The following is a 26197-nucleotide window of genomic DNA, read 5'->3' as shown; positions in this document are numbered from 1 at the left end:
GTACACCTGCGCAAGGATGGAGTCAACTGTGGGATCTAGAACCTCCAACCAAAGTAGATATTACAGTATGGTCGAGAGACAATCATTGGTTTAACACTCCTATCAATGGCTGGTCTAATATAGCCTACAGGTATATTTATAATGTACCCCTAATTATCAATTCAGCTCCAAGTCTAACCGTAACGACTCCGAGCGAACAACAGCTAATCAACGAGCAGGGCTTCAGCGGGATGAACATTGAAGGATATGTACGCGATGTGGACAATAACGATGTGGTGGTCAGTGCGGAGATCCCGAATGTTTTCTACAAGAAAGTAACCATTCCGCAGGCATTATATAATAAACCATTCTCTATACCCATAGACGTTTTGGCAGACGGGATACCTCCTGGACGGCATACGATCACTGTCAAAGTCGTAGATCCCTACAACTTTAAAGACGAGAGGACGCTAAATGTAAATGTGTCCTATAGGTTAAGGAATAAGTCTTTTATCTTAATCAATACACCTGTAGACATTTCGACATCCTACACAGATTATGAAGGGGACCCGAAATATCAAGACAGGTACCGGTATGATCACGACCCGAACTTTTTTGACAATTCGATGGGGATGATTGGGGACAGTGGGCTATGGCGGAATTCCCAATACCAGTCGTTCCCCTACAGCGGGGTGTATACGGCCACCTTCCAGGCTCGGGATAATCCGAAGAATGATAATCTGTTCGATGATTACCGGCTATGGAGCCGCGATAATTTATCATCCATGACGTTTCATGTACACCGGAAGCCGATTGCTCTGTTTAGTGCGAAGCTAACGGGGGGATGGCTGCAAATTACGGATAGTTCCTACGATCTTGATCATATCAAGGCGTATAACAAGGGCTTGATGGATTGGCAATGGCAATATAAAAAAAACGAATCCGAAATGTGGATGGACGGGCAACCGCCTGCCCAGCTGCCGATATCTGAGCAATATGATATCCGGCTGCGGGTGCGTGACGTGGACGGAGAAAACGGAGCAGGGGTCTGGAGTGATTGGTGTGTGCGGACCGTAGGCAGTGCCGGCAACCTTCCTCCGGTTGCGCTATTTACGGTAGAGCCGAATATCGTTTCTTACCGTAAAGCCACGACGGTTACCGATAAATCTTTTGACCCGGATAACGATCCGCTTGATGTGTATAGCTGGACGGTGGTTAAGGACGGTTGGCAGCAGGTATGGAGCCATTGGGGCGGGGCGGCTACACCTCCGAATATTGCTGCTTATGGAGTGGGGACATATCAATTAACCTTACAGGTCCATGATAATCGGGGGCTTTGGTCAGAACCCTACAGCCAAACCGTGCAGGTCATGAATCATCCACCTGCAGCTGCGTTCTATATGCCATCTGAAGTGTACCGGGATACGGTAATTCCGCTGGAAAATTTGACACCCGATCCGGACGAGGACGGGGACGGACTGAGTTATGGCTGGAACGCACGGATTAATAACTCCGGCTATTATTATACCAGCGGTAATCGGAGTCCAGTGATAACGGTCCGTGATTTAATTGCAAACTATGGGATATCACAGCAGCAGGCCATCTCTGATGGCTGGGAAATGCGGCTTACAGCATCGGATGGATCGCTGAGTTCGAATGCCACCCGTTTGTTTACGGTCAAGAATCATATTCCAACGGCTGAGATTAGTGGACCAACGGTTGTATACCAATACGATAACAAAACCTACTATGGCATTGATGTTGATGAAGATTCATCCGATGCCGGTAGTTTGCAGTATTACTGGAAAATAACCGGTAGCGATGGAACCACAACAATGTACCGCACAGCCAATATAAATATAGACTTCCCGGACACCGGGTCCTACACCATAGAGCATTGGGTAGTGGATCAAATCGGTGCAAAGTCAAATGTGGCTAAGCTGAAGATTGATGTCATAGAAAATCAGGCTCCAGCTACCACGCTTACTGCTCCGGCAGGTACAGTTACAAATCCAACAGTTTTGGATGCAGAGCTGCAGGGCGATCCTCTCATTGGGTGGAACTACAGTGACCCGGAGAACGATCCGCAGGAGAAATACCGGCTGGAGTTCTTCGCGGCAGATGGACAGTTGGCCAAAACAGTCGAGAATACAGATTCTACCGGCGGCTTGCGGCAGTATAAGGTGCCTAATCCCACCTTTGAACGGTTCGCGGTCTTCAGCCTATACGCCCGGGCTTATTCAAAAGGCTCCTGGTCAGAAGTCTCCAATGAAAAAGCCTTCATCATCGATAATCCGCCGCATGCCGGTTTTACCCTGATGACGGATACGGGCCGCAATGCAGCAGCGGTACCCATTTACCGGACGGATGTACTGCAGATCACCAGCACTGCAACCGATGCGGATATCCCGAAGGGCGACAGTATTAAACACCAATATTTCCTGAAGCCTTCAAGCGGGACGGAAGGGCTGGCCAGCGTACAGGAGAGCTTCACCAAGCAGTTCACCTCAAACGGAATCTTTACGCTTCGGCAAGTCGTTATGGACAGCCTGGGACTATACCGCGAGCTGTCGCAGAATATTACGGTTGTGAACCGGCTGCCGCAAGTCACCATCACATATCCAACGAGCACAAGCGCAGCTAATCCTACAATTGTTAGCACACTCACCCCTGTGATTCAGTGGGATTATCAGGATGAAGACGGCGATGTGCAGCAGCGCTTCAAAGTACGTATTATTAATCTGGCAAGCGGGGCGGTAAAGGCCCAGTCCGGTGAACAGGTATCCGGCGCTAAACAGTGGAAGGTTCCTTCCGGCACGCTTGCTGAGAATGAGAAATATGCTGTGGAAGTTGAGGGGTATGACGGGTTCGGCTGGAGCAGTGTGTCTCCGCGCAAATATATGATGGTCAATCTGCTCAGCATTAAGGGGGCTGTCCAGCACACAGAGGAGTGGAACAGCAACCGTCAGGCTTACAATTTGAATAAAAGCGGGAATGCGGAGAGTCCGCGGGGGTATACTGTTTATTGGGCGGGCGAGAAATTCGTGCTGCAGGGTACGGCAACCGGATTGCCGGATACCGTTCAGGTTACAATGAGCGGAGGGTATTCAGCGCAGCTGAGTCCGACCGGAAGTGACAAGACCAAGTGGACAGGCGAATTGGCAGACCCGTCGTTTGAACAGCTGCCGGATGGTCCGGTTACGTTCACTTTTACCGCCACTAATGAATTCACCACCAAGGTCGATTCGGTTACGGTAACCATCCTGGGGGATTGGTCAGAATACTACCAGAGTCATCGCGTAAAATAGCGGAACTTAGTCACTCAGTTACCGGTATCTTGTTCTTATGTGTTCATATCACGCAGCATCCTACGGGCGGAGGGTGATCGTTCAGACGATCCCCTCAGTCCGTTCTTCGTTTAAGCGGAGCATTCGTGCGGCAACCGCCCCCGGAACGGGTGAACTGGTGGTATGTAAGCTGGACGTAAGGAGAGCCACACGATTATTACGGCGCATATAATAGGAAAGTTTGCCGCTGAATATCTTGTGGGCACACAGGGACGAGGCGAAATCCTCCGGAGTTACGAAGCAGGAGGGCTTGGCCACCGGATGCACGGCCGTTTCTTCAAATACAGAGGCTACAAATTGTGAGCAGAAAAAAGCATCCTCCCTGTCGATCCGGATATTCAGCAGCACACCCACCAGGCCGAGCAGATGATATTTATAGCGCTCCTGATTCTGCATCATACCTTGGACATGGTTGTACATGGTGTCATACTCTTCGGCACTGACTCTAAGCTGATAGATGGCACAGTCTGCACTGCTGTAGAACGGATGGATAAAGTTCTCGTGGATCAGTCCGGCGATAAACGGATTGTGCACTCTTTTTCTCCCGAAGCTGTAGACCTCGCGCAGTTCACTGTCAAAGGCGATCGAAGCATGATTCAGCTCTGCTTTGGTGAACCATTTAATAATTCCGCTGAAGGCCGTACCCGTTCCGGTAAGCACAACATAGATATCTCTATTTGCAGTCATCTTCGAAATCCCTTTCTGCTGGAAGTAATGGATAATCCGGTAAAAAATATTGCTGAGGTACTTCCATCTTACTGTATAAATCAGCTTTGTAAAACAAACTTTAGTCTTAGATAGAAACTAGACTTAAGGCTAAGTCCCTCCATCCGCGGCTTGCATCCTCCCAAACCCTCCTGAAACTCTGTAAAGCTGGCGGTAGAGTGCATAGACCCGGCAAAAGCCGCTAACTATAAGCTGTAGCAAAAACAATTGGAAATGCTTCCACTTACGTGATACAATAATAGTCAAAATGACATTCTTGATTTGAGGAGGATTATTTTAATGACTGAACAAGCAAAAAAAGATCAAGCCATTCATAAAGAAGAAAACTCAACGGTGGACAACCTGGCCATCACTACGATCCGTACACTTGCTATTGATGCGATTGAAAAAGCGAATTCCGGACATCCCGGCATGCCGATGGGTTCCGCACCTATGGGATACCAGCTGTTCGCCAAGACGATGAATCATAACCCGGATCACCCGACTTGGGTCAACCGTGACCGTTTTGTATTATCCGCCGGACATGGCTCCATGCTGCTCTACAGCTTGCTGCACCTGAGCGGCTATGATCTGCCGATGGAAGAATTGAAGCAGTTCCGCCAATGGGGCAGCTTGACACCGGGACATCCGGAGTTCGGCCACACTGCAGGTGTAGACGCGACAACCGGTCCGCTTGGACAAGGTATCGGTATGGCTGTAGGTATGGCGATGGCTGAAGCGCAGCTGGGTGCTACTTATAATAAAGACGAACATAATGTAATCGACCATTACACATATGCGATCTGTGGCGATGGCGACTTGATGGAAGGGATCTCTTCCGAGTCCGCTTCGCTTGCCGGCCATTTGAAGCTGGGCAAACTGATTGTAATGTATGATTCCAATGATATTTCCCTCGACGGCAAGCTGAACCTCGCGTTCTCCGAGAATGTGGCCAAACGTTTCGAAGCTTACGGCTGGCAGGTTCTGCGCGTAGAAGACGGCAACGATCTTCCTGCACTCGGTAAGGCTCTTGCCGAAGCTCAAGCAGACAGCAGCAAACCAACATTGATCGAAGTGAAGACCGTTATCGGCTACGGCAGCCCGAACAAACAAGGTAAAGGCGGCCATGGCGGAACTCACGGCTCCCCGCTGGGTGCTGATGAAGCGAAGCTTACGAAGGACTTCTACAAATGGGTATATGAAGAAGATTTCTTTGTACCGGACGAAGTGCGCGCCAGCTTTGCTGAAGTGAAGGCCAAAGGAATCGCGGCTAACAAAGCATGGGATGAGAAGTTTGCAGCCTACAAGAAAGCTTATCCTGAGCTTGCTGCACAGCTCGAAACTGCACTCAGCGGTGAGCTTCCAGCAGGTTGGGATGCTAATCTGCCATTCTACAAAGCAGAAGACAAAGCAGTATCCACCCGTGTTGCTTCCGGTAATGCGCTGAACGGTTTGACTGCCGGTATCCCGCAGCTGGTTGGGGGTTCTGCTGACCTTGAGAGCTCGACAATGACTCACTTGAACGGTCTGTCCCAGTTCACTTCTGAATCGTATGACGGCCGCAATATCTATTTCGGCGTCCGCGAATTCGGTATGGCTGCGGCCATGAACGGGATTGCACTGCACAGCGGGCTCAAAGTATTCGGCGGTACGTTCTTCGTATTCACAGATTACCTGCGTCCGGCTGTCCGTCTGGCATCCATCATGAAGCTGCCGGTAACCTACGTGCTTACACATGACAGTATCGCTGTCGGTGAAGACGGTCCTACCCATGAGCCGATTGAACAGCTTGCGTCCCTGCGTATCATTCCAGGCCTTACCGTGCTTCGTCCGGCTGACGGCAACGAAACTTCGGCAGCTTGGGCTTATGCTATGGAGAACACAGCCAATCCGGTGGCGCTGGTGCTGACCCGTCAGAACCTGCCGATCCTGCCAGGAACTGTGGACGGCGTTCGCGATAACATCAAACGCGGCGGCTATGTAGTATCTGATTCCAAGAACGGTACCCCACAGGCACAGATCATTGCTACAGGCTCTGAAGTACAACTGGCTGTTAAGGCTCAGGCTGCTCTTGCCGAAGAAGGCATTGATGTCCGTGTAATCAGCTTGCCGAGCTGGGATCTGTTCGAGAAACAGGACAAGGCTTACCGTGATTCCGTAATTCTGCCTGAAGTGAAAGCCCGTCTGGCGATTGAAATGGCGCAAACCTTCGGCTGGGAACGTTATACAGGCGATCAAGGCGACATTCTGGGTATCACTACCTTCGGCGCTTCCGCCCCTGGCGACACAGTAATCAGAGAGTATGGCTTCACCGTCGAAAATGTAGTCAGCCGCGTGAAAGCCCTGCTATAATAGACGGATTAACCATAAAGGGGAGAATAAGCATATGAGTCAGTTTACGGGCGCAACAATTCAAAAAGCAGCGAACATCTATTACGACGGAAAAGTTACCAGCCGTACAGTTACTTTAGAGGACGGTACTAAGGTGACACTCGGCATTATGCTGCCTGGAGTGTATGAATTCGGCACAGAAGGTCCAGAGACGATGGAAATCCTCTCCGGCAATCTTAAAGTACTGCTTCCCGGTACTGACGTGTGGAAAGACATCGACGGAACAGAAACGTTCCATGTTCCCGGCAACTCCAAGTTTGCGCTGGAAGTCTTCGCATTAACTGATTATTGCTGTTCTTACCCGATTGTGTAATTCGAAGGACCGAAATGAAGAAGTATTCCGGAGCCCTTGCTTCCGGGGTGCTTCTTTTTTTATTCCACTATTCGACAAAAGAAGAATATATTTAATCCATTATTGACGAAATAGATACATTCTCATATACTTCCACTATCAATTTGCCAACTGGCGCTTCTGCTAGTAAAAAGATAGAGGAGATGGGGATGTGAGCAAGTCAGGCTTTTGCAAGGAAATACATAAGGTTGCGCTATTATTGTTCAGTTGTCTATTATCGCTACTGATATTTGTACCTTCAGGGACAATCTATGCAGCGGCAAATATAGTGAATCCCAATCAGGTCTATTCCTATACCCTTATGCAAAGGGATATTGAGAGATTAGTAGCGGAATACCCCGACCTGGTATCCTCCGAATCTTTGGGGAAGACCCCATATGGACGTCAGCTGTGGGCTGTGAAGCTGGGGCGTGGAGATTCTGCGCTGTTTCTTAACGGTTCCCATCATGCCAGAGAATGGATGACCAGCAGTTTATTGATGAAAATGACCGACACTTACGCCCAGGCTTACGATAATAATGAGACGATAGGCGGCTATAACGTACGCAGGTTACTGAATGAAGTCAGCATTTGGATAGTGCCGATGGTCAATCCGGATGGGGTTGCCTTGTCCCAGCAAGGGACGACAGGACTGCCGGCTGAATTGGCCCAGATGCTGCGTAAGTATAACGGGAACAGCAGCAATTTTACCCGCTGGAAAGCAAATATGCAGGGAATTGACCTTAACCGCCAGTATCCGGCGAACTGGAACAGCATTAAGAATGCAGGTTCTTATCCATGGTATCAGAATTATAAGGGGAAGATGCCGGGGGAAGCTCCTGAAGTGCAGATGATGATGGATTTCACGCAAAGGATTGATCCGGAAGTGACGATTTCTTATCACAGCTCGGGTGAGATCATATTTTGGCACTTCAATACGCCCGGCAGCAATGTGAACCGTGACAAAGCCATGGCCAGATCGCTTGCCAATCTGACCGGATATTCTCTGGTCGCTCCTGAGAAGAATCCTTCGGGCGGCGGATATAAGGATTGGTTCATCCAGGAATACGGCCGTCCAGGATTCACGATTGAAATTGCAAGCTATGCAGGGGAGAGCAATGTTCCGTTACAACAGTTCAGCGGCATCTGGTCTGAGAACAAGGTGGTTGGATTGTATTCTGCAGGACAGTCCTATTCCTTGTGGCTGAATAAGCAGAAGGCGGAGTATCAGCAGCAATCCATGAGCCTGCTGGTGGGCACGGAGCTTTATACGAAGATAGGGGCTTCTGGCGGAGGGATCCCTCTGCAGCCGCAGCAGCTTCAAGTCATTGCCAGGAAGGGTGACTGGTATCAGGTTCAGGCAACGGAAGGACTGGGATGGATTCATCCGTCCCCCGGGAAGCTGGCCATCATCGAGGAGATTACGGCAAATGCCGGATGGAGCGAACGTATACCTGCTTATCAATATCCGGATGCATACTCGCCGAAAGTAACCTTTCTCGATCCGCAGACAGTCCCGGTATCGGGAAGATGGGGGACCTGGCTGCTGGCTTTGACGCCGGGCGGGAACCTGTGGATTGACGGGCGTAAGGCAACGATTACCTGGCCCGAAGAGGAGATAGTGCAGGATCCGGCAACAGGTGCCGGGATAACCGGAGAAGAACAGCCGGAGACTGCTGCGGGTACTCTTTAAACAGTGATATGATCTTCACTGTGATATTTAGCCTTCCGAGGGGCAGCTGTTGTCACAGAATTCTCTCGAACAGCCGCTTATTGTGGCAGAGCTCAGGTAACTTTTTTGAAATCCTGCCGGGAATACAACATTTATGTGTATAGCGCTACTAAGACTAAGAAGACTACATCCTGCAGGCAACGAATTAGCATTTATAATTGTGTATTTACATAAGCTCCGCTAATTAGCGGGGCTTTTTGGTGTGAAATAGTAAGCGTATATTCATATGTTAATGCTTGCCATATAACCGGAAATTTGTTACCATTATATAAGAACGTATGTTTGCAAATGGGTGTGTACGGGTGTTCAGGGGAGTGGGATTTATATGCTGTACTCAGATAGTTACATAAGCTTCAACTATGAGGAAGCCGGGACGGGCAAGCCATTGCTGATCATTCACGGTAACGGTCCGGATCACCGGGTGATGGCAGCAGGTATGGAACCTCTATTTCACGGCAGTGGTGGCAATTAACAAAATGTGTTGTATAGGACTGCAACTAAAAGGCGCAGCCTAAATCCCGGCTGCGCCTGCGGTAATTGTTAATTGAATATAAGTTTACTATTCCTGGTCAGCCTTGGCCCCGATCTTCTGGCCGATCCAGTCTTCGTAGGATTTCACCACAGCAGACAGGTCTTCATCCCCGTAGCCGTGATTGAAGCCCGCCTGGAACATACTCTTGGCGACACCAAGCATAGGGGAAGGTACGCCGGTGGAATCGCTGAGCGAGGAGGCCAGCTTGAGATCCTTGAGCATCAGGGCAAGGGAGAACTGGTTGCTGAAATCATTATCAATAATCTTCTGTCCCTTCAGCTCAGCCTGCTTGCTGCCTGCCGATCCGTTCTTCACCAGCTCGAGGAACTTATCTGCGGGAACACCTGATTTCACGGCGATGGAGAAGCCTTCGGCGAGTGCGACATTATGAATGCCGACCATGGCATTGTGAGCGAGCTTGGCTACGGCACCGCTGCCGTTAGCACCCATATGCAGCAGCAGTCTGCCCATGGAGTCGAAGATATCACGGTGCTCTTCAATCACTGAGGCGCTGCCGCCAACCATGAAGACGAGGGTGCCTTCGATGGCCGCAGGTTTGCTGCCCGTTACCGGAGCATCAAGGAAGCTGCCGCCCCGTTCTTCCACGGCTGCGGCAATTTCCTTCGCTAGGCCGGGCGAGATGGTGCTGGAATCCACAACGGTGGTTCCCGGCTGAAGGGTAGCCAGAATACCGTTATCACCGTAGAATACTTCCCGGATCGAATCATCATTGCTGATCATGGTGATAATAACATTCTTGCCTTCTGCCGCAGCTTGCGGAGATGCAGCAACCTTCGCGCCTTCCTGCTCCAGAGGTCTGCATTTCTCTGCTGTGCGGTTGTACACCGTAACCTCAAAGCCGCTGCGCAGCAGGTTAGACGCCATAGGCGCTCCCATCGTTCCGAGTCCGATAAAGCCGATCTGTTTCATTTCATTTCCACCTTTGCTCTTTGAGATCATAATATAGAAACTAAGTTTGTCTACATTCTATCAGAAGGTCCTGGCATGTTCCACAGAACAGGTTTCCGGTTCCGGCCAGTAAACGCTTCCATGGAATTTTCATAAACATGGTTCCAAAGCCGGGGATATGCCTTAAGACCTTGCCAGTCAAGGCAAATTAAAGTATCCTAGATAATAATGTTGCAACAAACGGTGTCAAATCTAAAGAGATAAACAGGAGGCTACCATTACCGATGTCCAAGAAGATTAATTTTGACTACACCAAAGCCCTTTCCTTCTTCAGCCAGACTGAGATTGACTATTTCGCCGCTCCGGTGAAACTGGCCCACGAACAGCTGCATAACAAGAGCGGAGCCGGCTCGGATTACCTGGGCTGGATTGATCTCCCTACAGCGTACGACAAGGAAGAATTCGGCCGTATTCAGCAGGCTGCTAAGAAAATTCAAAGTGATTCCGATGTAATGATCGTTATCGGTATCGGCGGATCTTACCTGGGAGCACGCGCAGCTATTGAGGCGCTTTCGCATTCGTTCTACAATAACCTGTCCAAGGACAAGCGCAAGACTCCGGAAGTTTATTTTGCCGGCAACAACATCAGCTCTACCTACATCACTCATTTGCTTGATCTGGTAGAAGGCAAAGACTTCTCCGTGAACGTAATTTCCAAATCGGGTACGACTACTGAACCGGCTATTGCCTTCCGAATCTTCCGTGCAGCACTGGAGAAGAAATACGGCAAGGAAGAAGCCCGCAAACGTATCTACGCAACTACAGACAAGGAGAAGGGCGCACTCAAGAAGCTGGCTAATGAAGAAGGCTACGAGTCGTTCATTATTCCTGATGATGTAGGCGGACGTTATTCCGTACTGACACCGGTAGGTCTTCTGCCAATCGCTGTAGCCGGAATCAACATTGAAGAAATGATGCAAGGGGCCGCAGCTGCAGCCGATGAGTTCAACAATCCGGATGTAGCTACGAACCAGAGCTATCAATATGCCGCAGTACGTAACGCACTTTACCGCAAAGGCAAGACTACGGAAATCCTCGTGAACTACGAGCCGTCCCTGCACTTTGTATCTGAATGGTGGAAACAGCTCTACGGAGAAAGCGAAGGCAAGGATTACAAAGGGATTTATCCTTCCTCCGTTGACTTCTCGACAGACCTGCACTCCATGGGTCAGTTCATTCAAGAAGGTAACCGCAATATCTTTGAAACGGTTATCCAGGTAGAACAGGTACAGCACCATGTATCGATCGAGTCTGATCCTGATGATCTGGACGGACTGAACTTCCTGACAGGCAAGACGATGGACTTCGTGAACAAGAAGGCCTTCCAGGGAACCATGCTGGCGCACACAGACGGCCAAGTGCCGAACCTGATCGTCACTATTCCTGACCAGACGCCTTATACTTTCGGCTATCTGGTGTACTTCTTCGAGAAAGCCTGCGGCATCAGCGGATACCTGCTGGGTGTGAATCCGTTCGATCAGCCGGGCGTTGAAGCTTACAAGAAGAATATGTTCGCATTGCTGGGTAAACCGGGCTACGAGAAAGAAAAGGCAGAGCTGGAAGCCAGACTTACTGAGTAGTTGTAACCATACGCGCAGATCATTCATACTAATGTAAGTCATCAGGGAGCAGTCCATAGGTAACCATTACCGGGGGCTGCTCCTAATATATATCAAGTTATCATATGTATATTAAGGAATGGACAACAAATGCTGGAACAATACCGGACGGTACGTGCTCCCGGTTCACGGGAAGTCGTAATCCGTAAATCACGCTTCATCGGACATGTAATGCCGGTGGAGAGCGAAGAAGAAGCCGTGCAATTCATTGAAGACATCAAGAAGCAGCACTGGAACGCTACACATAACTGTTCTGCTTATATGATTGGTGAGAGGGATGAGATCCAAAGACAGTCGGATGACGGTGAACCGAGTGGAACGGCCGGGAAGCCGATTTTGGAAGTAATCCGCAGCCAAAAGGTTAAAAATGTCGCTATTGTAGTTACCCGTTATTTCGGAGGCATTATGCTGGGCGCAGGCGGACTGATTCGGGCCTATACAGACGGCGCAGTGCTGGCACTGGAAGCCGGAGAGGTAATCACCCGTGTACTGAGGCGGGAGGTGTTCGTGGAAATCGAATACACCTGGCTGGGCAAGGTGGAGAACGCGCTGCGGGGCAGAGGCATCCAGACTGGTGAAACTTTATTTACGGATAAAGTTACGCTGCTATGTCTTCCGCGCAATGATGAAGGTGACGCATTTATCGCATGGATAACCGATCTTACCGGGGCGCAGGCCCAGGTTACGGAAGGGCGGCGGCTTTACTACAGCGAAGGGGAATAAATTTATGGCAAGAAGAGCAGTGGAGCAGGAATTGTCGAGGGAAAGGATATTGGAGGCGGCGAGGCATCTTTTTATAACCAAAGGGTACCGGGCCATTTCGATGCGCAGCATCGGCCAGCATCTGGGTTATAGTCACGGTTCTCTCTATTATCACTTCAAAGAGAAGGCTGAATTATTCTACGCAATCGTAGTCGAGGATTTCAATCATGTGGCCACACTGCTGAATCAGGCAATGAGCATGCCCCCTGAAGAGGGAATGACCCGTGTTGAACAGCTGATCATGGAGTTCATCCGTTTCGGGCTGGATCATCCGTACCAGTATGAGATCATGTTCATGATCCGCGATGAAGAGCTGCTTGCTTATTGTAGAGCTGAACAGGGCCGATGTTTCGAGTTGTTTGCAGGTATTGTCCGCCGTCATATGAAGGAAGAGGGATATGTGTCGGAAGACTGGCAAAGTGTGCCGCTGACCCTGTTCTTGTCTGCTCACGGATTTATCTCCTATTATATTCAAGATAAGGTGCTGTTCGAAGATGTGAAGCAAGCCGCACTTACTCATGTCAAAGTACTAAGCCGCAGTTTATAATAGCTGTTTTTTTTAGCAATCCGCACTTTAGAGCGTTGCATTGGTATAACATTGATTGGTGAAAGTGTTATAGAAGCTATAAATAATATAGAGAGCAGCTCCGCAGGAACCGGCGAAGCTGCTTTTCTATAACCTTTTATAGGGAATAACGGACTACCCCCCCGATGATTTTCAGATAATACTGCCGGTGTCTTGGACCGTCGAACTCACAGAAATAGATCCCCTGCCAGCGGCCCAGCAGCAAGGCTCCATCATGAATAATAATGGTTTGGGAAGGGCCTGCTGTGATTGACTTCAGATGGGAAGCGGTATTGCCCTCGGCGTGGCGGTATTTCGGATGTTCCCACGGATAGACTTCATCCAGGCGCATCAGCACATCATGTTTCACATCCGGGTCGGCGTTCTCGTTGATCGCAATCCCCGCTGTGGTGTGCGGACAATACACTACAATAATTCCGCTTCGCACTGCGCTTTTCTTCACATAAGCTTGGACCTCGCGGGTGATATCCCGTAACTCATCCCGTTTGCTGGTGCTGATCTCCATAGTATGAAGCATAATGAACTCCCCTCTCTTACATAGGCAAAATGAATGTTATATATACTTTAACCCAAAAGCTACGAAAGTAATTGACGGCAGCAAGCGGTCTTTGGTAAAGTAGTGATAACTTTAAACCAAGTATATTAATAGGAATAATTACAGCTTTAAAGACGAGTATACCGACCGGATAGCCGGAGGTGGGAGGCTTAACCATTGAATTCGTTGATTAGACACAAAGGCTGGACCTGGGGATTCCGTACAACTATTTTACTTTATTTTGTGGTGCTGATCGTGCTGCCGATACTCGGTGTCTATTACAATTCATTCTCGCTCGGTATTGGCAGTTTTGTCGAGAGTATTATGGATCCGATTGCCTGGAAGTCGGTTTTACTGACGCTTAAGCTGGCGGTTATCGCCACACTCATTAATGTGCTGCTGGGGACGATGATTGCCTGGGTGCTTATACGCTATAAATTTCCCGGCAAAGCGCTGCTGAACAGCCTGGTTGATCTCCCGTTTGCCCTGCCTACTGCCGTTGGAGGCCTAATGATCCTTCTGCTGCTGGGTCCAGGGAGCCTAATCGGCGGTCTGGCGGAGTCGCTGGGGTTCGAGATTGTTTTTCACCAGCCGGCGATTGTGATTGCCATGGTCTTCGTCACTTTTCCCTTCGTGATCCGGGCGGTGCAGCCGCTGCTGGAGGAGCTGGACGCTTCTGAAGAAGAGGCGGCGTATACGATGGGGGCTAAGCCCAGCCGGGTCTTCCTGCAGGTCATTCTGCCGTCGATGTCACCGGGTATGATTGGCGGGGGGATGCTGGCCTTCTCCCGGGCGCTCGCTGAATTCGGAGCGGTTGTGCTGGTGGCGGGCAATATTCCGGGGCGGACGCTGGTGTCTTCGGTATTTATTTTCGGCGAAGTTGAGAGTGATAATCCGGTGGGGGCCGCAGCGGTCTCCATCATTCTCCTGACCTTGTCCTTTCTTATTCTCTGGCTGATTAGTCTGCTGCAGATGCGGGGGAGAAGATCATGAGAAGACTCTGGATTACACTGACGTATCTTGTATTCTTCCTGCTGATTGCCGCGCCGCTGGGTAAAATGACGATCGGTGCCTTCAGCGAAGGCTGGGGCGGCTTCTGGAATGCCCTGACCCGGCCGGAGGCGCTGCACGCGCTGATGATGACCGGATTCGTGGTGGTCGTAGTCACGCTGCTGAATACGCTGTTTGGCATCATGATGGCTTTGTATCTGGTGCGGGCGAACTGGCTGGGACGGCGCCTGAAAAGCCTGCTGAACAGCATCGTTGACCTGCCTTATGCGGTATCGCCGGTGATAGGCGGTCTGATGATCGTCCTGCTGCTGGGGCCGGACAGTGCGCTGGGTGCGCTGTTTGAACAAATCGGAGTGAAGATTGTGTATGCTTTTCCCGGAATGGTCATTGCCACATTGTTCGTGACCTTCCCGCTGATGGTGCGTGAGGTGATGCCGGTGCTGCAGGAGATTGGCTCTCAGCAGGAGGAAGCAGCTTCGACGCTTGGTGCATATGGCTGGACGACCTTCTGGAAAGTAACCTGGCCTTCGATCCGCTGGGCCGTGATCTATGGGGTGATTCTGACGGTGGCCCGTTCGCTGGGTGAATTCGGTGCGGTGCTCGTTGTATCTGGCAATATTATGAACAAAACGCAGACCGCGACCACGCTGGTCTATCAGGATGTCGAGAATTTCAATGTTACGGCTGCGGGCGGTATAGCGCTGGTGCTGGCCGCATTCTCCGCGGGTCTGCTGCTGTTGATGGAATGGAGCAAGAGAAGAAAGGGTGTGCACTAGTTATGCATGTAGAGGTCCGGGGACTTAATAAGCATTTTGGAGATTTCCACGCCGTGAAGGACGTCAATTTCGGGATTACCAAAGGCCATCTGATCGGGCTGCTCGGCCCAAGCGGAGGCGGCAAAACCTCCATCCTGCGCATGCTGGCGGGACTGGAGACACCTGACAGCGGGGAGATTATTTTCCATGGCAAGACTGTGAATAACTTGCCGCCCCAGGAGCGTGAGATCGGCTTCGTGTTCCAGAACTATGCACTGTTCAAGCACATGACGGTGTTTGAGAATATTGCCTTTGGGCTGAAGGTGAAAAAGAGTTCGAAAAATGCCATCCGTGACCGCGTGGCTGAGCTGGTGGAGCTTACCGGGCTGAAGGGCTTCGAGAAGCGGTATCCGCATCAGCTGTCCGGCGGACAGCGCCAGCGTGTGGCTTTTGCCCGGGCGCTTGCCCCTGAGCCGCAGCTGCTGCTGCTGGATGAGCCGTTCGCGGCGATTGATGCCAAGATCCGCCAAGAGCTGCGTTCCTGGCTGCGGGAGCTGATTGAGCGTGTCGGCATAACCTCGATCTTCGTTACCCATGACCAGGATGAAGCGATTGAGGTGGCGGATGAGATTATGATCATCAACCAGGGCCGCCTGGAGCAAAAGGGTACGCCGTGGGATATCTACAAGGAGCCGAAGACACCGTTCGTGGCGACCTTTATCGGGGAATCGACGCTGATTGAGAGTGCCTCCGAGCTGAAGGGCTTCAAAGGGGCAGGCGGCGGCAAGCCGACCAAGGCGCTGATCCGTCCCGAGTATATCGAGGTGGGCCACCTGCATGAATTCAAAATGGCTTCGGCCACCGAGCAGGGCATCGTGAAGCATCTGCATTTCCGCGGCAGCGAATGGCTGGTGGAGGTTGAGGTGAACGGACATAAGCTGGTAACCTATCGTTCGTTGGAGAAGGAGACGCTGACTCCGGGTCAGGAAATTTCCGTGCTTGTGCACCGCGCATACCTGTTCAATGATGAACACAGCTGGATTCAGGAGAATGGGCTGAAGGAAGATCCGATGCCTGTATTTATCTAGAAATATTTAAAAATATAAGATGTAGGATGTGTCGCCGGTATGAGGCTTTTCAGAAGGAGCAGACAACTGCACGGATGGCTGGCTGTCGTAATGCTGGCGGTGCTCACTTTGACCGCCGCCGGCTGCGGAAATGAGCAGGAAGGTTCAACAGCTGCTGCGGCGCAGCAGGGGGACTTGACCCTGGTAGTCGGGGCTTACAGTGTAGCGAAGGATGCGATGGGCGAAATTCTGCCCTTGTTCGCAGAGGAATGGCAGGCCAAGACCGGCCAAAAAATCGTATTCCAGGAATCCTATGAGGCTTCCGGAACCCAGGCGCGGGCGATTGCCGGCGGCTTCGAGGCGGATGTCACTCTGCTGGCGATGGAAGGCGATGTTGAGAAGCTGGTCAAAGCGGGCCTAGTGGACAAGAGCTGGAAGGAACGCGGTGAGGCCGGAATGGTCACGCGTTCGGTTGTGGCCTTGGGTACACGGGAAGGCAACCCCAAGGGCATTCATGATTTTGCCGATCTGGCGAAGCCGGGTGTGAAGGTGCTCTATCCGAATCCGAAGACCTCCGGCGGTGCGCAGTGGGACATCAATGCGATCTATGGGGCGGGTCTGAAGCTGTCTGAGGAGCAGGAGGGGGCGAAAGACCCTGCTGCCGCGAAAGCTTTTCTGGAGAGCATACACGCCAACGTGGAGTCTCTGGATAAAAGCGGACGCGCTTCGATGGCGGCCTTCGAATACGGGGTAGGCGATGTAATCGTCACTTATGAGAATGAGCTGCTGGCGCGGATAGCCCAAGGGGTGAAGTATGAGGTGATCATCCCGCAGAATACAATCCTGATAGAGAACCCTGCTGCGGTAGTGGACAAATATGCGGATGAGCATGGCACCCGCGAGGCGTCAGAGGCGCTGGTGGATTATCTGACCACACCGGAGGCGCAGGAGGTCTTCGCCAAATTCGGCTTCCGTCCGGTGAACGAGCAGGTCTACGCGGAGCATGAGAGCCAGTATCCGGTTCCAGCGGGACTGTTCGATATCGGCTACCTTGGCGGCTGGGAAGAAGTCCGTACGACCCTCTATTCCAAGCGTGGAATCTGGTATCAGGTGCTGGCCGGGATTTAGTTGGGAAGTTCGGGCGGATACGGTATGACAGATGGTTGCTTATGGGAATCGAATGATTCGTGATTCCTGCTTGCGGTGAGATGCGGGCGATTAGGAGAGCTGTTCTGCGGCGGATGCTGCCGGACGGCTCTTTGATTTTGTATAGGAATCCCGCTGATTCCGCTGAAAGTGGGCGGTGTGGGAAATTAAAGGGATAAATCCCTCTGATTCCGCTGGAAGTGGACGGTATGGGGAAATTAAAGGGATAAATCCCTCTGATTCCGCTGGAAGTGGACGGTATGGGGAAATTAAAGGGATAAATCCCTCTGATTCCGCTGGAAGTGGACAGTATGAGGAAATTAAAGGGATAAATCCCTCTGATTCCGCTGGAAGTGGGCGGTATGAGGAAATTAAAGGGATAAATCCCTCTGATTCCGCTGGAAGTGGACGGTATGGGGAAATTAAAGGGATAAATCCCTCTGATTCCGCTGGAAGTGGACGGTATGGGGAAATTAAAGGGATAAATCCCTCTGATTCCGCTGGAAGTGGACGGTATGAGGAAATGAGGAGCAAAGTACCGCTGAATCCGCCGAAAGTGAGTGGCCTTAAATCTACATAAGCTGCACAGGCTGCATAAGCCCCGGCTTGATTCACCCGTTAGGATGAGTTTGTTTGTGCTCGTGTTCGTGCTAGTCTCAGTGTTGCGGGTGGGGAGCGCGGGATTCGGAATGCAGGATGCAAAGGGACGGCTGCTGTTTTATAATATACAGATTGAGACACTCTGAAATATTGCACAATGAAGGAGGGCGGGCTTATGGATTCATTGATTTTTGGGGGAACAGGGGATGCCATGGGCGTACCCCGGGTCTATTGCGACTGTGAAACCTGCACGGAAGCAAGAACGAGCGGCCGCAATAACCGGCTGCGTTCTTCTGTCTTTATAGATAACGGCAGCGGCTTTCTGACGATCGACTGCGGACCGGACTGGCGCAAGCAGATGGAGCTGCTGGGGCACCGCAGCATGCAGCGGTTGCTGGTGACGCATGCGCACTTTGACCATATCGGCGGATTGCCGGAATGGGCGGACAGCTGCCGCTGGATGGGCTTCAGGGGGGAGCTCTACGCTCCGGCGGAGGTGATCCCCGTGATCCTGCGCCAATACCCGTGGCTAAGCGCGCATATTGACATGATTCCCTGCGATGACGGCATTACACTGGACGGCTGGCAGATTAGCACTTGGCGGGTCAACCACGGTAAGAACGGCTACTCCTACGCCTTCCGGCTGGAGAAGAACGGCTATGTCTGGATTTATTGCCCGGACTCCATCTCCCTCACACCGGAGGAAACGAAGCATATGCACGGAGCAGACTTATTGGTGCTGGGAACCAGCTTTTATTACGAGGCGGCAGAATTGTCCACCCGTTCTGTATATGACATGACGGAGGCGGCAGACCTGCTTGAAATTGTGCAGCCGCGCCGCGCGGTATATACGCATATGTCCCATGATGTGAATCTGGAGAAGGATTATATTCTGCCGGAGAAGGTCACCCTTGCCGTTACCGGGATGAGGGTTCCGCTGTATCGTGAGGAGTCTTGAAGCGCCGGATCAGCGGGTGACTTCAGCATGAACGATCCGCGTATATACAAACAAAGAAGCTCCGGTTACCCCGGAGCTTCTTTACATACAACCTAATTATTCTTGCCCAAGCAGCTTCTCTGTTTTGGATAAGAAGGTATCCAGCGCTGCAGCGAAGTCAATATTCATCCGTTCAGCCAAAACCATCAGCCACCACGCACATTCGCCAAGCTTATGCTCCAGTTCAGCTGCAGTATCTCCTTGAGCCAGCCAGCGCCCCTGCTGTGACATGGTCAGACGGCCCACCAATCCGGCATCTGTCAGGAAGGCCAGTGCATCCTCTTCGACTGTCCACTCCTTATCATGATGCTGCCGTTCCAATTGATGATAGAGCTGTCTGATTTGAGCGGAACGTAATGCCGCCTCGTTAATATTCATATCTATTCCACTTCTCCCTTATGGCAAGTTAGTATTTCGTCTGCCCAATATAGCACTCCTAATTAGACGGCATTATGTCATATTAGAATATGACTCCTGCCTAATATGACATAATGTAGTCCTGTTACAGGGCGTATAGTGGACTTGTGAGCTTGGCCGGTAGCCGGGCTGGCAGCGCAGATGACGACAGGAGTGAGTATACTGATGAGTCAAAATGAACCATCAATACCACAGGTTATTATTGATTATATGGATGCTTCCAATGCACACGACGTCGAGGCCTATATGAATACCTTCTCGGATCGTGCGGTCATTAAGGAAGAGTCCATCGGGAGTGATCTCACCAGCAGAGCGGAAATTGAGGACTACTTCGTGACTTATTTCGTTAAAATGAACACCCGCACAGAGATGATCAGCTACACTTCCAAACATAATGTGATAGATATGCGTGTGTTATTTAAGGGCGATTTTCCAGGCAAAGAAATTATCGGAACCTATCAGTTCTGTCTGGAGAATGAAACGATCGTGCGGTTAACAGCGGATCTGGAGTGAACGCGGATGAACATAAGAACGCTGCAGCATGATGTTGACCTGGATAATGCTATTTTTTTCGGCAGCTATGTTCTGGTGATAACAGAGGGGAAGATGACAGGCGGAGGGCGTGTGAACGGGTATGATGAAAATGAGGTGGTGGTCGGCGGACGGAAGCATTCGCGGCGAACTTCAACGTTCATTCTTACGCAGCCTCCGCAAATTCAGATAGACTTTATTTAAAGCTTAGGTCAGAAGGAACTCCGCTTCAGAACTCGAATATCTAACGTAATCGGCTAGCTGACAATGTGATGATGGAGAGGAGTCGGATGCGATGATAAAAGGTTTCGGAGGAATATTCTGGAGAACTAATAAATCTTGAGGCTGTGAAAAAATGGTACAGTGAAGTATTGAAGCTTGAAATCGACAACTGGAATGGGACTGTGATTAAGCCCCAATCCGGGAATGAGACGATCTTTTCTTTCTTTGCGGAGGATGACAGTTATTTTCCAACCGACCAACAAGTGATGCTGAATTTCCAGGTGTATGACCTAAACGAGACTATTCAGCACTTCGAAACAATAGGCGTACCGCTTGCCAAGGAACAAGAGAGCAGCGAATACGGCAAGTTTGTGTGGATTAAAGATCCTGACGGCCGGCTGATTGAGCTTTGGGAGAAATAAAATAACCCCACAAAAACCACACAAAGTGGGGCCTTGGCTTCGATGTTTACTCAGGTATTTTGCGGGGACCCCGAAACATATATAAAATGTTCTTTAAAAAAGGGACTTCATCCGGCGGCGCTTGCCGCTGGTGAAGTCCCTTTATTGCGTTAGTTCATCGTCATGCCGCCGGTGACATTGATCGCCTGGCCGGTCATGTAGGAGGCCAGCGGGCTGGCGAGGAACAGTACTACGTTCGCTACATCCTCCGGCTCAGCCGTCCGGCCGAGCGGGACCTGCGAGCGGTCCTCGGCGAGAATGTCCTCCGGTGTCATTCCGCGCAGGGCAGCACCTTCCACACGCTCGCGCTTCTTCATGTCCGTCTCGACGATCCCCGGGCAGACCGCGTTCACGAGAATCTGCTCCCGGGCCAGCTCCAGCGCCATGACCTTGGTGAAACCAAGGACCGCATGCTTGGAGGCTACATAATTGCCCATGCAGCGGTAGCCGTTCTTGCCCGCCTGTGAGGCAATATTGATGATCCGGCCGCCTCCGCCTTGGCGGAGCATCTGGCGCGCCCCGGCCTGGGAGACCAGATATACGCCCTTGGCGTTGATATCCATTACCTTATCCCAGTCTTCCTCCTTGATGTCAACGGCAAAGTCCATCGTCGAGGTTCCGCTGTTGTTCACCAGAAAGTCGATCCGGCCAAAAGAATCCACCGCACGTTCAACCAGCCGCGCGGCATCCTCACTTGACGTGACATCGATGCGGATCTGCACCAGCCGCTCATGGATCTGTTCCACGCCAGGCTTACAGGCGATATCGCCAATCACGACATTCGCGCCAGCCTGCAGGAATAAATCGGCAATGCCTTTGCCGATTCCGGTCAGCCCCCCGGTGACTACCAGCGTTTTTCCAGTAAAATCGATGTTTAGCATGGCAGCAGGCTTCCTCTCATTCTAGCTTCTGAAGGGATCATCGCTGATTCCGGCATCCAGGACCTGTCTGGCGTACTCTTGGGCGCTGAATAGGGAATGGTCTCTATAGTTGCCGCATTCCAGTGCAGAGACCGCAGGAACAACCTCTGTATCCAGTACTTTATGCAGAACCTTGGTCAGCGCGGCAGCGACATCGGTAGGGTTATGCTCATCCCAGATAATCAGGTAGAAGCCGGTCCGGCAGCCCATCGGCGAGATATCAATAATGCCCTCCAGCTCATCACGCAAATAAGTGGCCAGCAAATGCTCCAGGGTGTGGACAGCGGCAGTAGGCAATGCATCCGCATTCGGCTGCAGGAAGCGCAAATCATATTTCTGGATGGTGCTGCCTTTCTCATTCTTCTCCGTACCTGCAACCCGCACATAAGGGGCCTTTACCTTCGTATGATCCAATTGGAAACTTTCAACCTTCGCCATGTTATTCCTCTTCCTTTCAAGCTTTTCATATCAAACTATCACAACGTATAAAAGATGTAAATAGACAAAGCCGATTAATCCAATCATCTTAATTAAAATGTGTTGACATGAATATTAATGCATTGTAACATATGAATCAACTTAATTCTGATGATTTTACTAGGTTTAATTGTCGGTTGTTGTTGCCGGATCGTCTGGCTTGGGTTTCTACAGAAATATATACATTGGGGGAGAAATTACATGTTGAAGAAAAAATGGATTCATTCCGCGCTGTTAGTCATTGCCACCACTTTGGTTATCGCAGGCTGCGGTAATAACAGTGATGCTGCCGGATCAGGCAGTAATTCCTCCGGACAAGAGAAGAAGACACTGCGCATCAGCTTCAATCCCGGACCCTACAGTGACCAGTTCAAGAACGGTGTTGCACCCTACCTGGAGAGCAAGGGCTACACCATAACTTATAAAGAATTCACCGATGGTATCCAGCCCAATGTGGCTGTAGCGAATGACGAGATTGACGCTAATGTCTTCCAGCATTCCCTGTACCTCGAATCTATCAATGAGCGTGAGAAAATCGACCTGGTAGGTGTGGTGAAGGTGCCTACTCCGCCGATGGGCCTCTATTCCAAAAAACACACCAGCCTGGATGAAGTCAGCGACGGCGATCAGGTCAACCTGCCGAACGAACCGGTGAATATGCTCCGTGCGCTTAACGTCCTGAAGGATGTGGGCTGGATTACACTGAAGGAGGATATTGATCCGCTGCAGACTTCGCTGGCTGATATTACATCCAATCCCCACAATCTGAAGTTCATCGCTACTGAGCCGGCCCAGGGCCCGCGCGCACTGGAGGATGTGGATTACGCTGCTATTCAGGGGAACTTCGCCGTATCGAACAATATTAAGCTGACCACGGCATTGCAGCTGGAGAACATGACGGACCCGTTCACGAATATCGTGGCGGTCGACAGCAAGAACAAGGATGCCCAATTTGTAAAAGATATCATCGAAGGCTACCATTCTGCTGAGTTCCAGGAGTACATCACGTCGAATCCGGATTATGAAGGCTACAAGCTGCCGGACTACTTTACAAAATAACAAACCATTATAGCGCTGCCTGGTGGTCTGTCATTTCCCTGTCTGGGAGAAGTGGCAGATCGCCTTTGTATATTCCAGCCTGAAGCTTGAAGTCTCAGAGATCTTGTGAAGAGGTGTAAGTGATATGGATTTTGAACCCGCTAATGTTGTAAAAGAGTTGTCCGGGAATTACTTCAACGCGCTGAAAGCCAGAATCGCCGATTACCGCAGCAAAGGGATAGAAGTGATCGATCTGGCCAGCGGCAACCCGGATCAGCCCACGCCGCAGCCTATAATTGATGCCCTGAAAGCGGCAATCGACAAACCGGAGAATCAGGGCTACCCGCCGTTTTACGGTAAAAAAAGCACACTTGAAGCCATCGCCGTCTTCTATAAAAGGGAGTATGGCGTTGAGCTTGACCCGGAGCATGAGATCGCTGTGTTCACTGGCTCGGGCATTGGGGTGGTCGGCATTCCGCAGAGTCTGCTGAATCCGGGGGATCTGATGCTTACCGCCGATCCGGCTTATCCGGCCTATCATGCCGCTGCCCAGCTGGCGGGAGCCCGGGTTCATACCCTTCCTGTCTATGAAGAGGACGGCTACCTGCCGGATTACGGGCGTGTTCCTGAAGAGATCCTCCGGCAGGTGAAGCTGCTGATGCTGAACTATCCCAATAATCCGACCGGGGCGGTGGCTACGGGGGAATTCTGGGAACGGACGCTGGAGCTTGCCGCCCGCTATAAGTTCCCGGTGCTGAATGATTTTGCCTATGGCGCGTTCGGCTTCGACGGCCACAAGCCGCTTAGCCTGCTTCAGCATGCGGACGGCAAAGCCTATGGAATTGAAACCTATACTGTGTCCAAAACCTACAACATGGCAGGCTGGAGGTTCGGCTTCGCCGCCGGCAACGCTTCGATCATTGCTGCCTTGAAGCATTATCATACGCAGGCGTACAGCACCGTGTTCGGTGCAGTGCAGGATGCGGCAGCGGCGGCTCTGCTCGGACCGCAGGATGCGGTGAGGCAGCTGGGAAGCCTGTATCAGCGGCGGCGCGATGTGCTGGTAGAGAGACTTCGGGGCATCGGCTGGGAGGTTCCGGCTCCGCAGGGTACCTTCTTCGCGTGGTTCAAAGTGCCTTCAGGCTATACAGCGGAAACCTTCGCCCAGCGGCTGCTGGATGAAGCGCAGGTGGCTGTGGCGCAGGGGGAAGGCTTCGGAGAACAAGGACGGCAGTATGTGCGGCTTAGCCTGGTGAACAGCGAGGACAGGCTTAACGAAGCGGTAGACCGGATAGACGCGGCAGGTATTTTCAAGCAGACGGTGGTCACGGACCTGAGGGGGGCAGCTCAGCATGATTGAGCTAAGAGATATTTATAAGACGTTTGAACGGAAGGGCCAATCCATTGAAGCTTTGCGCGGGGTAAGCCTGCATGTGGACAAGGGTGATATTTACGGCGTCATCGGCTACAGCGGAGCAGGCAAAAGCACCCTGATCCGGCTGGTCAACTATCTGGAGCGGCCGACAAGCGGAGAGGTGCTCGTGGAAGGTGAGCCGCTGGCGGAGTACAATCCGGCGCAGCTGCGCGCGGCCAAGAAGAAGATCGGCATGATCTTTCAGCATTTCAACCTGCTGGAATCCAAGACCGTATTCGACAATATCGCGATTCCGCTGGTGCTGCTGAAGCGCAGCAAGAAGGAGATTCAGGACCGGGTCACCGAGCTGCTGAAATTCACCGGGCTGGAGGATAAGGCGAAGAGTTATCCCAAGGAGCTGTCCGGCGGCCAGAAGCAGCGGGTGGGCATTGCCCGGGCACTGGCTACTAACCCGTCGATCCTGCTATGTGATGAAGCGACCTCGGCGCTTGATCCGCAGACGACCAAATCCATTCTGGAGCTGCTCAAAAAAATAAATAAAGAGTACAACATCACCATCATGATCATTACGCATGAAATGGCTGTCATACAGCAGATCTGCAACAAGGTTGCCGTGATGGAGCAGGGGGAGATCATCGAGCAGGGCAAGGTGCTGGATGTGTTCGGCAGTCCGCATCACCCCACTACGCAGAGCTTCGTGCAGACGGTTATTCATAACAGTGTGCCGCAAAGTGTGCTGAACACGCTGAAGGCCGAACCGGGGCGGCGGCTGTTCCGGCTGAAGTTCGTTGGAGGCACAGCCTCGGAGCCGATTATCAACAGCCTGATCCGCAGATTCGAAGTCAATGCGAATATTCTGTTCGCCAACATGACGGAAATCCAGCAGACAACGCTGGGGACAATGATTCTGCAGCTGAACGGCGAGCATACAGTGATCGATCAGGCGGCGGCTTTTATCGTCAGCCAGGGTGTGGACATTCAGGAGGTGGAGGTTTAATGCTGGATACAGTGATTACCTCGGAGCAGCTGTTTCAGGCACTGCGGGAAACGGTGGTTATGGTTGGGGTTTCGTTGTTTTTTGGAGCGCTGCTGGGGATTCCTATCGGCATCATCCTTGTTATTACACGTCCGGGCGGTGTTCTGCCTAACAGAATTATCTATTCGGTGCTTAATCCGATCATTAATATTGTCCGTTCGCTGCCATTCATCATTCTGCTCGTAGCCATTATTCCCTTCACGCGGCTGCTTGTGCACACCTCGATTGGTACCAGCGCCGCGATTGTACCGCTTGTTGTATACATAGCGCCTTATATTGGACGCCTGGTCGAGAACTCTCTGCTTGAGGTTAGCCCGGGGATTCTGGAGGCTGCGGAAGCGATGGGAGCGACTACGTTTCAGGTGATCTGGCATTTCCTGCTGCCGGAGGCGTTCGGGTCGCTAATCCTGACGATGACCACGGCGATGATCGGACTCGTCGGGGCCACAGCAATGGCGGGAACGGTCGGGGGCGGCGGGATCGGTGATCTGGCGATCTCGTATGGCTACCAGCGGTTCGACACCTTCGTCATGATCGTTACCGTAGCCATTCTTATTATCTTCGTTCAGGGTATTCAGTCTGCGGGGAACCGTTTGGCTCGTAAGGCGCGGCGGGACTAGGAATGAGGCTGAGGCTGAGGCGGTTGTTAGGCTGAG

25 protein-coding genes and 2 pseudogenes are annotated in these 26197 nt (G+C 51.5%); 21 read left to right on the top strand and 6 right to left on the bottom strand.

Going from position 1 to position 26197, the window contains the following annotated elements:
• Window positions 1-230 precede the first annotated feature (230 nt).
• On the top strand, window positions 231-3287 hold the full coding sequence (locus MHI42_RS13820) for a hypothetical protein (protein ID WP_342424159.1): 3057 nt from the start codon (window positions 231-233) through the stop codon (window positions 3285-3287).
• A gap of 81 nt (window positions 3288-3368) precedes the next feature.
• Here MHI42_RS13820 and MHI42_RS13815 read toward each other — a convergent pair whose 3' ends face one another.
• The gene (locus MHI42_RS13815) at window positions 3369-4013 is read right to left on the bottom strand and encodes a hypothetical protein (RefSeq protein ID WP_042134351.1); all 645 of its coding nucleotides are present in this window, start codon (window positions 4011-4013) and stop codon (window positions 3369-3371) included.
• A gap of 318 nt (window positions 4014-4331) precedes the next feature.
• On the opposite strand from MHI42_RS13815, the gene tkt reads away from it, so the two are divergent.
• The 4 genes and pseudogenes from tkt to MHI42_RS13795 all read left to right on the top strand — a co-directional run.
• Complete coding sequence (gene tkt, locus MHI42_RS13810) at window positions 4332-6383, top strand: transketolase (protein WP_342424158.1); 2052 nt, start codon at window positions 4332-4334, stop codon at window positions 6381-6383.
• Window positions 6384-6417: 34 nt separating this feature from the next.
• Entirely contained in the window at window positions 6418-6735 is a 318-nt protein-coding gene (locus MHI42_RS13805) for a pyrimidine/purine nucleoside phosphorylase (protein ID WP_171717842.1), read from the top strand.
• Between the two features lie 340 nt (window positions 6736-7075).
• A complete protein-coding gene (locus tag MHI42_RS13800; protein WP_342424741.1) occupies window positions 7076-8446 on the top strand; it encodes a M14 family metallocarboxypeptidase in 1371 nt (456 codons plus the stop codon).
• Window positions 8447-8810: 364 nt separating this feature from the next.
• A pseudogene (locus MHI42_RS13795) lies at window positions 8811-8936 on the top strand (alpha/beta hydrolase); the annotation flags it as partial.
• Window positions 8937-9044: 108 nt separating this feature from the next.
• Here the strand turns inward: MHI42_RS13795 and MHI42_RS13790 are convergent.
• Window positions 9045-9947, bottom strand: a complete 903-nt coding sequence (locus MHI42_RS13790) for an NAD(P)-dependent oxidoreductase (RefSeq protein ID WP_171717844.1) — start codon at window positions 9945-9947, stop codon at window positions 9045-9047.
• A 263-nt stretch (window positions 9948-10210) separates the two neighbouring features.
• Between MHI42_RS13790 and MHI42_RS13785 the strand changes: the two genes are divergently transcribed.
• The 3 genes from MHI42_RS13785 to MHI42_RS13775 all read left to right on the top strand — a co-directional run bounded on the left by MHI42_RS13785 (window position 10211) and on the right by MHI42_RS13775 (window position 12914).
• Window positions 10211-11566 carry a glucose-6-phosphate isomerase gene (locus MHI42_RS13785; RefSeq protein WP_342424157.1) on the top strand — a complete coding sequence of 452 codons (1356 nt, stop codon included), beginning with the start codon at window positions 10211-10213 and terminating at the stop codon, window positions 11564-11566.
• 129 nt (window positions 11567-11695) lie between these two features.
• On the top strand, window positions 11696-12328 hold the full coding sequence (locus tag MHI42_RS13780; protein WP_039296449.1) for a YigZ family protein: 633 nt from the start codon (window positions 11696-11698) through the stop codon (window positions 12326-12328).
• A 4-nt stretch (window positions 12329-12332) separates the two neighbouring features.
• Window positions 12333-12914 carry a TetR/AcrR family transcriptional regulator gene (locus MHI42_RS13775; protein ID WP_039296452.1) on the top strand — a complete coding sequence of 194 codons (582 nt, stop codon included), beginning with the start codon at window positions 12333-12335 and terminating at the stop codon, window positions 12912-12914.
• Between the two features lie 136 nt (window positions 12915-13050).
• Here the strand turns inward: MHI42_RS13775 and MHI42_RS13770 are convergent, their stop codons facing one another.
• Complete coding sequence (locus MHI42_RS13770; protein WP_342424156.1) at window positions 13051-13470, bottom strand: secondary thiamine-phosphate synthase enzyme YjbQ; 420 nt, start codon at window positions 13468-13470, stop codon at window positions 13051-13053.
• Between the two features lie 195 nt (window positions 13471-13665).
• Here MHI42_RS13770 and cysT point away from each other — a divergent pair, with 195 nt between their 5' ends.
• The 6 genes from cysT to MHI42_RS13740 all read left to right on the top strand — a co-directional run bounded on the left by cysT (window position 13666) and on the right by MHI42_RS13740 (window position 19025).
• Complete coding sequence (gene cysT / locus MHI42_RS13765) at window positions 13666-14481, top strand: sulfate ABC transporter permease subunit CysT (protein ID WP_042134365.1); 816 nt, start codon at window positions 13666-13668, stop codon at window positions 14479-14481.
• Entirely contained in the window at window positions 14478-15275 is a 798-nt protein-coding gene (locus MHI42_RS13760) for a sulfate ABC transporter permease subunit (protein ID WP_042134367.1), read from the top strand. The genes cysT and MHI42_RS13760 overlap by 4 nt, the downstream gene beginning before the upstream one ends.
• A 2-nt stretch (window positions 15276-15277) precedes the next feature.
• On the top strand, window positions 15278-16342 hold the full coding sequence (cysA, locus tag MHI42_RS13755; protein WP_039296463.1) for a sulfate ABC transporter ATP-binding protein: 1065 nt from the start codon (window positions 15278-15280) through the stop codon (window positions 16340-16342).
• A gap of 39 nt (window positions 16343-16381) precedes the next feature.
• Complete coding sequence (locus tag MHI42_RS13750) at window positions 16382-17449, top strand: sulfate ABC transporter substrate-binding protein (RefSeq protein WP_342424155.1); 1068 nt, start codon at window positions 16382-16384, stop codon at window positions 17447-17449.
• Between the two features lie 175 nt (window positions 17450-17624).
• A complete protein-coding gene (locus tag MHI42_RS13745) occupies window positions 17625-18047 on the top strand; it encodes a hypothetical protein (protein ID WP_342424154.1) in 423 nt (140 codons plus the stop codon).
• Window positions 18048-18242: 195 nt separating this feature from the next.
• Complete coding sequence (locus MHI42_RS13740) at window positions 18243-19025, top strand: MBL fold metallo-hydrolase (RefSeq protein WP_342424153.1); 783 nt, start codon at window positions 18243-18245, stop codon at window positions 19023-19025.
• Window positions 19026-19121: 96 nt separating this feature from the next.
• On the opposite strand, the gene MHI42_RS13735 is transcribed toward MHI42_RS13740, so the two are convergent.
• Window positions 19122-19442, bottom strand: coding sequence for a MazG-like protein (locus tag MHI42_RS13735; RefSeq protein ID WP_042134376.1), 321 nt, complete (start codon window positions 19440-19442; stop codon window positions 19122-19124).
• Window positions 19443-19646: 204 nt separating this feature from the next.
• Between MHI42_RS13735 and MHI42_RS13730 the strand changes: the two genes are divergently transcribed.
• The 3 genes and pseudogenes from MHI42_RS13730 to MHI42_RS13720 all read left to right on the top strand — a co-directional run bounded on the left by MHI42_RS13730 (window position 19647) and on the right by MHI42_RS13720 (window position 20656).
• Window positions 19647-19994: a hypothetical protein gene (locus tag MHI42_RS13730; RefSeq protein ID WP_171717850.1), complete on the top strand. Its 348-nt coding sequence runs from the start codon at window positions 19647-19649 to the stop codon at window positions 19992-19994.
• A 6-nt stretch (window positions 19995-20000) separates the two neighbouring features.
• A complete protein-coding gene (locus MHI42_RS13725; RefSeq protein ID WP_171717851.1) occupies window positions 20001-20216 on the top strand; it encodes a hypothetical protein in 216 nt (71 codons plus the stop codon).
• Window positions 20217-20307: 91 nt separating this feature from the next.
• Window positions 20308-20656: pseudogene (locus MHI42_RS13720) on the top strand (VOC family protein).
• A 149-nt stretch (window positions 20657-20805) separates the two neighbouring features.
• On the opposite strand, the gene MHI42_RS13715 reads toward MHI42_RS13720, so the two are convergent.
• Both MHI42_RS13715 and MHI42_RS13710 read right to left on the bottom strand, forming a co-directional pair.
• Window positions 20806-21576: an SDR family NAD(P)-dependent oxidoreductase gene (locus MHI42_RS13715; protein WP_342424152.1), complete on the bottom strand. Its 771-nt coding sequence runs from the start codon at window positions 21574-21576 to the stop codon at window positions 20806-20808.
• 21 nt (window positions 21577-21597) lie between these two features.
• On the bottom strand, window positions 21598-22053 hold the full coding sequence (locus tag MHI42_RS13710; RefSeq protein ID WP_342424151.1) for an S-ribosylhomocysteine lyase: 456 nt from the start codon (window positions 22051-22053) through the stop codon (window positions 21598-21600).
• Window positions 22054-22293: 240 nt separating this feature from the next.
• Between MHI42_RS13710 and MHI42_RS13705 the strand changes: the two genes are divergently transcribed.
• From MHI42_RS13705 to MHI42_RS13690, 4 genes are all read left to right on the top strand, one after another.
• Window positions 22294-23151, top strand: a complete 858-nt coding sequence (locus MHI42_RS13705) for a MetQ/NlpA family ABC transporter substrate-binding protein (RefSeq protein ID WP_342424150.1) — start codon at window positions 22294-22296, stop codon at window positions 23149-23151.
• Between the two features lie 124 nt (window positions 23152-23275).
• On the top strand, window positions 23276-24490 hold the full coding sequence (locus MHI42_RS13700; RefSeq protein ID WP_342424149.1) for an aminotransferase class I/II-fold pyridoxal phosphate-dependent enzyme: 1215 nt from the start codon (window positions 23276-23278) through the stop codon (window positions 24488-24490).
• A complete protein-coding gene (locus tag MHI42_RS13695; protein WP_342424148.1) occupies window positions 24483-25502 on the top strand; it encodes a methionine ABC transporter ATP-binding protein in 1020 nt (339 codons plus the stop codon). Before MHI42_RS13700 ends, MHI42_RS13695 begins: the two co-directional genes overlap by 8 nt.
• Window positions 25502-26161 (top strand): methionine ABC transporter permease, encoded by a 660-nt coding sequence (locus tag MHI42_RS13690; protein ID WP_039296489.1) that lies wholly within the window; start codon window positions 25502-25504, stop codon window positions 26159-26161. Before MHI42_RS13695 ends, MHI42_RS13690 begins: the two co-directional genes overlap by 1 nt.
• Window positions 26162-26197 lie beyond the last annotated feature (36 nt).

Source organism: Paenibacillus sp. FSL E2-0178, assembly GCF_038593005.1.
In the GTDB taxonomy this organism is placed as follows: domain Bacteria; phylum Bacillota; class Bacilli; order Paenibacillales; family Paenibacillaceae; genus Paenibacillus_AQ; species Paenibacillus_AQ phytohabitans.
Note: the sequence above shows the minus strand (reverse complement) of the source record. Positions and strands in the feature narration are given on the sequence as shown.

What these genes read in the sequence shown, in the direction of transcription:
- MHI42_RS13820 (WP_342424159.1), top strand. Translation starts at nt 231, where the DNA reads ATGAACATTGAAGGATATGTACGCGATGTGGACAATAACGATGTGGTG.
- MHI42_RS13815 (WP_042134351.1), bottom strand. Translation starts at nt 4,013, where the DNA reads ATGACTGCAAATAGAGATATCTATGTTGTGCTTACCGGAACGGGTACG.
- tkt (WP_342424158.1), top strand. Translation starts at nt 4,332, where the DNA reads ATGACTGAACAAGCAAAAAAAGATCAAGCCATTCATAAAGAAGAAAAC.
- MHI42_RS13805 (WP_171717842.1), top strand. Translation starts at nt 6,418, where the DNA reads ATGAGTCAGTTTACGGGCGCAACAATTCAAAAAGCAGCGAACATCTAT.
- MHI42_RS13800 (WP_342424741.1), top strand. Translation starts at nt 7,076, where the DNA reads ATGCAAAGGGATATTGAGAGATTAGTAGCGGAATACCCCGACCTGGTA.
- MHI42_RS13790 (WP_171717844.1), bottom strand. Translation starts at nt 9,947, where the DNA reads ATGAAACAGATCGGCTTTATCGGACTCGGAACGATGGGAGCGCCTATG.
- MHI42_RS13785 (WP_342424157.1), top strand. Translation starts at nt 10,211, where the DNA reads ATGTCCAAGAAGATTAATTTTGACTACACCAAAGCCCTTTCCTTCTTC.
- MHI42_RS13780 (WP_039296449.1), top strand. Translation starts at nt 11,696, where the DNA reads ATGCTGGAACAATACCGGACGGTACGTGCTCCCGGTTCACGGGAAGTC.
- MHI42_RS13775 (WP_039296452.1), top strand. Translation starts at nt 12,333, where the DNA reads ATGGCAAGAAGAGCAGTGGAGCAGGAATTGTCGAGGGAAAGGATATTG.
- MHI42_RS13770 (WP_342424156.1), bottom strand. Translation starts at nt 13,470, where the DNA reads ATGCTTCATACTATGGAGATCAGCACCAGCAAACGGGATGAGTTACGG.
- MHI42_RS13760 (WP_042134367.1), top strand. Translation starts at nt 14,478, where the DNA reads ATGAGAAGACTCTGGATTACACTGACGTATCTTGTATTCTTCCTGCTG.
- cysA (WP_039296463.1), top strand. Translation starts at nt 15,278, where the DNA reads ATGCATGTAGAGGTCCGGGGACTTAATAAGCATTTTGGAGATTTCCAC.
- MHI42_RS13750 (WP_342424155.1), top strand. Translation starts at nt 16,382, where the DNA reads ATGAGGCTTTTCAGAAGGAGCAGACAACTGCACGGATGGCTGGCTGTC.
- MHI42_RS13740 (WP_342424153.1), top strand. Translation starts at nt 18,243, where the DNA reads ATGGATTCATTGATTTTTGGGGGAACAGGGGATGCCATGGGCGTACCC.
- MHI42_RS13735 (WP_042134376.1), bottom strand. Translation starts at nt 19,442, where the DNA reads ATGAATATTAACGAGGCGGCATTACGTTCCGCTCAAATCAGACAGCTC.
- MHI42_RS13730 (WP_171717850.1), top strand. Translation starts at nt 19,647, where the DNA reads ATGAGTCAAAATGAACCATCAATACCACAGGTTATTATTGATTATATG.
- MHI42_RS13725 (WP_171717851.1), top strand. Translation starts at nt 20,001, where the DNA reads ATGAACATAAGAACGCTGCAGCATGATGTTGACCTGGATAATGCTATT.
- MHI42_RS13715 (WP_342424152.1), bottom strand. Translation starts at nt 21,576, where the DNA reads ATGCTAAACATCGATTTTACTGGAAAAACGCTGGTAGTCACCGGGGGG.
- MHI42_RS13710 (WP_342424151.1), bottom strand. Translation starts at nt 22,053, where the DNA reads ATGGCGAAGGTTGAAAGTTTCCAATTGGATCATACGAAGGTAAAGGCC.
- MHI42_RS13705 (WP_342424150.1), top strand. Translation starts at nt 22,294, where the DNA reads ATGTTGAAGAAAAAATGGATTCATTCCGCGCTGTTAGTCATTGCCACC.
- MHI42_RS13700 (WP_342424149.1), top strand. Translation starts at nt 23,276, where the DNA reads ATGGATTTTGAACCCGCTAATGTTGTAAAAGAGTTGTCCGGGAATTAC.
- MHI42_RS13695 (WP_342424148.1), top strand. Translation starts at nt 24,483, where the DNA reads ATGATTGAGCTAAGAGATATTTATAAGACGTTTGAACGGAAGGGCCAA.
- MHI42_RS13690 (WP_039296489.1), top strand. Translation starts at nt 25,502, where the DNA reads ATGCTGGATACAGTGATTACCTCGGAGCAGCTGTTTCAGGCACTGCGG.